Origin of the sequence: Dietzia sp. DQ11-38-2, from assembly GCF_014145055.1 — a bacterium.
Lineage (GTDB): Bacteria > Actinomycetota > Actinomycetes > Mycobacteriales > Mycobacteriaceae > Dietzia.
The window spans coordinates 1-6,165 of sequence record NZ_JAALDW010000307.1; the positions used below are offsets into that span (position 1 = coordinate 1).

Annotated in this window: 5 protein-coding genes and 1 pseudogene; 2 read left to right on the forward strand and 4 right to left on the reverse strand. The window is 71.4% G+C overall.

Going from position 1 to position 6,165, the window contains the following annotated elements; genetic code table 11:
* Nucleotides 1–549, reverse strand: a 549-nt coding sequence (locus G6026_RS10885; RefSeq protein WP_182613191.1) for an FAD-dependent oxidoreductase, incomplete at its 3' end; no start/stop codon positions are given.
* A 2-nt stretch (nt 550–551) separates the two neighbouring features.
* Nucleotides 552–1,667, reverse strand: coding sequence for a uroporphyrinogen decarboxylase (gene hemE, locus G6026_RS10890; protein ID WP_107756575.1), 1,116 nt, complete (start codon nt 1,665–1,667; stop codon nt 552–554).
* Nucleotides 1,668–1,773: 106 nt separating this feature from the next.
* On the opposite strand from hemE, the gene G6026_RS10895 reads away from it, so the two are divergent.
* Both G6026_RS10895 and G6026_RS10900 read left to right on the forward strand, forming a co-directional pair.
* Complete coding sequence (locus tag G6026_RS10895) at nt 1,774–2,361, forward strand: DUF3000 domain-containing protein (protein ID WP_182613192.1); 588 nt, start codon at nt 1,774–1,776, stop codon at nt 2,359–2,361.
* On the forward strand, nt 2,358–3,596 hold the full coding sequence (locus tag G6026_RS10900; RefSeq protein ID WP_182613193.1) for an HRDC domain-containing protein: 1,239 nt from the start codon (nt 2,358–2,360) through the stop codon (nt 3,594–3,596). The genes G6026_RS10895 and G6026_RS10900 overlap by 4 nt, the downstream gene beginning before the upstream one ends.
* Nucleotides 3,597–3,608: 12 nt before the next feature.
* Here the strand turns inward: G6026_RS10900 and dxs are convergent, their stop codons facing one another.
* Complete coding sequence (dxs, locus tag G6026_RS10905; protein WP_182613194.1) at nt 3,609–5,498, reverse strand: 1-deoxy-D-xylulose-5-phosphate synthase; 1,890 nt, start codon at nt 5,496–5,498, stop codon at nt 3,609–3,611.
* 109 nt (nt 5,499–5,607) lie between these two features.
* Nucleotides 5,608–6,165 (reverse strand): annotated as a pseudogene (locus G6026_RS10910) (class I SAM-dependent RNA methyltransferase); the annotation flags it as partial.

Genomic DNA, 6,165 nt, shown 5'->3' on the forward strand with positions numbered 1-6,165 from the left:
TGGGACCACCTGGCGCAGGCCGAGCCCCGAACTGGGCGCCGCGTACACGCCGCCGAGCATGGGGTCGACGAGTCGCGAGACCACCGCGTCTCCGAACCTCTCGGCGACCAGGCGGCCCAGCGAGACGTCGCCGCCTGGCTCCCACTCCAGTGGTGTGTCCCTCTCGCGGGCGGCGGCGTCCGACTCCGCGGGGGTCAGGACGCCGGTCAGGGCGGTCACGTCGGACGGCAGCCCCATGACGGTGCCGGGCGGCATCGGGACCAGCCGGCCGCCGGTGAGGATCGCCGGGCCGAGCGGGCCGGGATGGCGCAGGGCGTCGGTCAGGCCCAGCTCGGCGACGAGTTCGGATGCTTCCGGGCGACGGCCGATGAAGGCCTCGGCCCCGAGCTCCATGGGCCCGGACGGGAAGTCGACCGTGTGCAGCGCCCCGCCCGGGATGTCGGACGCCTCGAGCACCGTGATCCGGGCGTCAGGAAGGTCGAGGGCGAGCTGATAGGCGGCGGTCAGGCCGCTCAGGCCACCACCGACCACTGCGACTCGAGGCGCCACCCCTACTTCCCGCTCAGTTCGTGGACCAGCTCCACCACATGGGTCACGGCGCCCGGGTCGGTGGCGGGCAGGACCCCGTGCCCCAGGTTGAACACGTGGCCGCGGGCTCCGAGCTCACGCGCGCGCGAACCCTCGTCGAGGATCCGGCGGACCTCGGAGTCCAGGGCGGGACGATCGGCGAACAGCATGGCGGGGTCGAGGTTGCCCTGGAGCACCTTCCCCGGCACCCGACCGGCGGCGTCGTCCAGCGGGATCCGCCAGTCCACCCCGACCACCTCCGGACCGGCCTCCCCCATGGCGCCGAGGAGCTCCCCGGTGCCCACCCCGAAGTGCGTCCGGGGAACGGTGGAGATCACCTCGTCCGAGAAGATCCCGGCCGAATGCGGCAGCACCATCGAACGATAGTCGCGCAGGCTCAGCGCCCCCGCCCATGAGTCGAACAGCTGCACCGCGTCCACACCGGCGTCGATCTGGGTACGCAGGAACACCGTGGTCAGATCGGCCAACTTGGACATCAGCGCGTGCCAGACGTCGGGTCGGGAGTACATCAGGGACTTGGTGTGCTCGTGGTTGCGGCTGGGGCCTCCCTCGATGAGGTAGGAGGCCAGGGTGAACGGGGCGCCGGCGAATCCGATGAGCGCGACGTGCGGGTCGAGCTCGGCGATCACCAGGCGGACGGCCTCACCGATCTTCTCGAGGCGGTCCGGTGTGAGGTCGGGCAGGGCGGCGACCCCGGCCTCGTCGCGGATGGGCGTGGAGACCACCGGCCCGGTGCCCGGGACGATGTCGATGTCCACCCCCGCCGCCGCGAGCGGGATGACGATGTCGGAGAAGAAGATGGCGGCGTCCACCCCGTGGCGCCTGACGGGCTGCACCGTGATCTCGCAGGTCATCTCGGGATCGAAACAGGCCTCGAGCATGGTGGTCCCGGCCCGGAGTTCGCGGTACTCGGGGAGCGAGCGTCCCGCCTGACGCATGAACCACACCGGGGTGCGGGCGGCGCCGGTGCCCCTGACTTCGTCGAGGTAGGGTCCGGTCCCGGCTCGTCGAGCCGTGGCGGGCCCGGCACCCCGGGAGTCGGCGGACCTGGGATTCGAGGGCACATCGGAGTTCAGCACACCCCCATGGTCCCATGAGTCCGTCACCGGGGCCCCTCACCCCACCCCGGTGGCTGACGGCGCGCCTCCTCGGGCCGCCGTCGGCCGGTCGCTAGCGTGAGGCCCTGTGAGCACATCGGTCAATGACGGCGAGCCCGAGGTCTTCCGGGAGGCGGTCGAGTCGCTGTCCCGGCTCGAGGTCCGCCCTGAGATCTCCGTCGGCCCGATCCGTCCGCCTCAGAGACTGGCGCCGTACAGTCACGCACTCGGCGTGGAGATCATTCCGCCCGGCGGGGACGATGTGCCCGAGTTCTCCGACGGCGACGCGTTCGGCCGTCTGATCCTCCTCCACGACCCCTCCGGGGACGACGCGTGGAACGGCACCCTCCGACTGGTCGCCTACATCCAGGCGGACATGGAGGCCTCGCTCGCCGGTGATCCGCTCCTGCCCCGGGTCGCCTGGAGCTGGCTCACCGAGGCCCTGGAGGAGGACGCCGGACCTTACACGTCCCTGGGCGGGACAGTCACCAGTACCGCCTCGGTGCGCTACGGCGACATCTCCGGGCCACCGCAGGCCCATCAGCTCGAGCTGCGCGCGTCGTGGACCGCACTCGACCCCGACCTGACCGGCCACGCGGCCGCGTTCTGCAAGACCCTCTCGCTCGCCGCCGGACTCCCGCCGGTCGGCGTGACATCCCTACCCCGTCGGGCGTGAGCGGCCGACGTCGCGGCCAGACCCCGCCCGGGGCCCCACCGCCCCCGGCCGAGTACGACTTCGTCGACGACGCCCCCGGCCTCCGGGCGGTCGCCTCCGTCATCACGTCCTCCGCCGGGCCGGTGGCGGTGGACGTCGAACGCGCGTCAGGGATCCGCTACTCCGAGCGCGCCTTCCTGCTGCAGCTGCGTCCGGCCGACGGGCCGGCGCTACTGGTCGACCCCGAGACACCGGGCCGGACGGTCGGACCGCTCGCCGGCCTCCTCTCCGAGCGCCCCCTGCTCCTGCACGCCGCGAGCCAGGACCTCCCGTCACTCCGTGGACTCGGGATCAGCCCGAGCGCTGTCATCGACACCGAACTCGCCGGGCGATTCCTCGGGTTGGAGCGGGTGAACCTGGGCACGATGATCTCCGAGTACCTGGGGATCGGGCTGGCCAAAGCGCACTCGGCGGCGGATTGGTCCCGTCGCCCGCTGCCACCGGCGTGGCTCGACTACGCCGCCTACGACGTGCTGTTCCTCCACGACCTCGCGGAGGCGGTGCTCCCCCGCCTCGACGAGCTCGGTCGGCGTGACTGGTTCGACGCGGAATGTCGACACCTCGTGGACTCCGGTCCGGTTCCGACCGCGCCGGACCCCTGGCGTCGACTGGACCGCCTGAGCACACTTCGCGACGCCCGCCAGCTCGCCCGCGCGCGGGAGTTGTGGATGGCGCGTGACCGGGTGGCGGCAGAGCGGGACATCGCCCCCAAGAGACTGCTCACGGACGCGGCGATCATCGAGGCGGCCCGGACCGCGCCGACGAACCGGTCGGACCTCCTGGCGATCGAGGGTTTCGAGGGTCCGCATCGCAGACGACTGGCCGACGACTGGCTGGCCGCGTTGGAGTGGGCCGCCGAACTCGGGCGTGGCGACCTACCCGCCCGTCAGGCGCCACGCGGCGAGCATCCTCCGCACACCACGTGGAAGCGCACGGACCCGGATGCGGCCGCTCTGCTGGACATCGCTCGCGAGGCGATCGGTTCGCTCGCCCGGGAGCTCGATATCGACCAGGGCCTGCTGCTCAAGCCGTCGTCGCTCCGGCTGTGGGCGTGGCGGGCGGCCACCACCGACCCCGCCGACGACGCGGAGCTGCTCCACCGGGTCCTCGGGGACGAGGGTGCCCGCCGATGGCAGATCGACCTGACGCAGGCGCCGTTGCTCGAGGCGGTGCGCCGGTTCAGAGTGGACGGCTGAGACCGCCGTCCCTCAGCTCTCGACGCGGTCGTAGAGGCGACGGCGGATACCGTCGGCGATCCCCTCCGCGGTCAACCCCGTGTCGGAGAGGATCTCGCCCCGGGAGGCGTGATCGAGGAACTCCTGCGGAAGGCCGAGGGTCAGTCGATCAACACCGACCCCCGCGCGCTCCAGCACCGCCGAGACCGCCGAACCGACGCCGCCGTGGATCCCGTTGTCCTCGACCGTCACCACGAGCCGGCGACCACGGGCGGAGTCGACGATCGACTGCGGGACGGGATAGACCCAGCGCGGATCGACCACGTCGACCGATACCCCCTCGGCCCGCAGTTCCCGTGCCGCCGCCGTCGACGGCGCGACCATCGACCCGACCGCGACCACCAGGATGTCGGCGTCCCCGGTCCCGAACACCCGGTCCACGCCGTCCGACGATGTCTCCAACGACGGAAGGGGCTCACCGACGGACCCCTTGGGGAAGCGCACCACGGTCGGGCCGTCCGTCACCGCCACGGCTTCACGGAGTTCCGCGCGGAGGGTCTCGGCATCGCGCGGTGCGGCCACCCGGACGCCCGGGATGATCCCCGCCAGCGACAGGTCCCACATCCCGTTGTGGCTGGCGCCGTCGGGGCCGGTCACCCCGGAGCGATCGAGTACCAGGGTGACCGGTAGCCCGAGAAGGGCGACGTCCATCAGCAGCTGGTCGAACGCCCGGTTGAGGAACGTGGAGTAGACGGCCACCACGGGGTGCAGCCCACCCAGCGCAAGTCCGGCGGCCGAGGCTACCGCGTGCTGCTCTGCGATGCCCACGTCGAACATGCGATCCGGGAACCGGTCGCCGAAGGCGGTCAGCCCCGTCGGTCCGGCCATGGCCGCGGTGATGGCCACCACGTCGTCTCGTTGCGCCCCGATCTCGCACAGCTCATCTGAGAAGACCGACGTCCAGTCCACTGACGACGACGACGAGAGCGGGCGGCCGGTGTCGGGGTCGATGACCCCGGTCGCGTGCATCTGGTCGGCGACGTTGTTCTCCGCGTGGACGTAGCCCATGCCCTTGCGGGTCACCACGTGGACGACCACCGGCCCGCCGAAGTCCTTGGCCAACCGCAACGCCGATTCGGTGGCGGCCAGATTGTGCCCGTCGACGGGCCCCATGTACTTCAGACCCAGGTCGGCGAACAACTCCTGCGGTGAGACCACGTCCTTGAGTCCCGTCTTGATCCCGTGCAGGATCGAGTACACGGCCTTGCCGAGGAGATCCTTTCGGGCGCCCAGAGTGCGCTTGGTGTGGTCCATCGCCTTCTCGTACGCGGGCTGGAGACGCAGGACCCCGAGCCGTTCGGCCAGTCCGCCGATCGTGGGCGAGTACGACCGGCCGTTGTCGTTGACGACGATCACCATGGGCCGGTCCTTGCCGGCGGCGATGTTGTTCAGCGCCTCCCAGGCCATGCCCCCTGTCATCGCCCCGTCGCCGATCACCGCGACGACGGTCCGGTCGTTCTGGCCGCTGAGGGAGTACGCCTTGGCGAGTCCGTCGGCGTATGAGAGCGACGAGGTCGCGTGCGAGGACTCGACGATGTCGTGTTCACTCTCCGCACGGCACGGATAGCCGGACAGACCCCCGCGCGTCCTGAGACCGTCGAACTGGTCCTTCCGACCCGTGACGATCTTGTGGACGTACGACTGGTGCCCGGTGTCGAAGACGATGGGGTCCCGCGGGGAGTCGAACACGCGGTGTAGCGCGACCGTCAGTTCCACCACGCCGAGATTGGGGCCGAGGTGCCCACCTGTCGCGGACACCTTGCGGATGAGGAACTCCCTGATCTCACCGCAGAGCCGGACCAGCTCGTCGGATCCGAGTGCACGGAGGTCGGAGGGGCCGTTCACCTGATCGAGCACACTCATTGCCGTCGACTGCCCCTTCCCTTGCCGCACCCCGCAGGGTCGAACCCACAGTCTACGGGGAAACGGTCTTCGCGCCCGCCGCCGGCCGACCGGCCCCGGCTCACCGGGATCAGCGCACCCGCGGTGAGTCGAGGACGGCGAGGCCCTCCACGTGGTGTGTCGCGGGGAACGCCGCGACACCGCGGATCCCCGCGAGTGTCCAACCGGCTGACACGAGCACCCCGACATCGCGCGCGAGGCTGGCCGGGTCGCACCCCACATGGACGATGCGGGACGCCGTACCACGAGCGAGCGTGGCCATCACCTCGATTCCCGCGCCGCCTCTCGGCGGGTCCAGGATCACGAGGTCGGGTTCGTCGCCGCGATCGCCGGAACCGCTCGACCGCTCCAGGAACGGCTCCACCCTCGACGCCACCGGGACGACCGCGGGGCCGATCCCGAGAGCCGATCCCACGGCCTCGAGGGAGGCGGGCGAGGATTCGACCACGATCACGCGGGCCCGGGGGACCACGTCGAGGACGGCGGCGGAGAACAGGCCCGCTCCCCCGTAGAGGTCCCAGACCACCGGGTCGCCGGGGAGGGCGGGGGCGCCGGACACGGCGGTGCGGACGAGTTCGCTGTAGTGCGCGGCAGCGGATCTGTGCGCCTGCCAGAACGCGTCGACCGG

Excerpts from the sequence above, each read along its gene's own strand:
- dxs (WP_182613194.1), bottom strand. The coding sequence starts at position 5,498 with ATGAGTGTGCTCGATCAGGTGAACGGCCCCTCCGACCTCCGTGCACTC.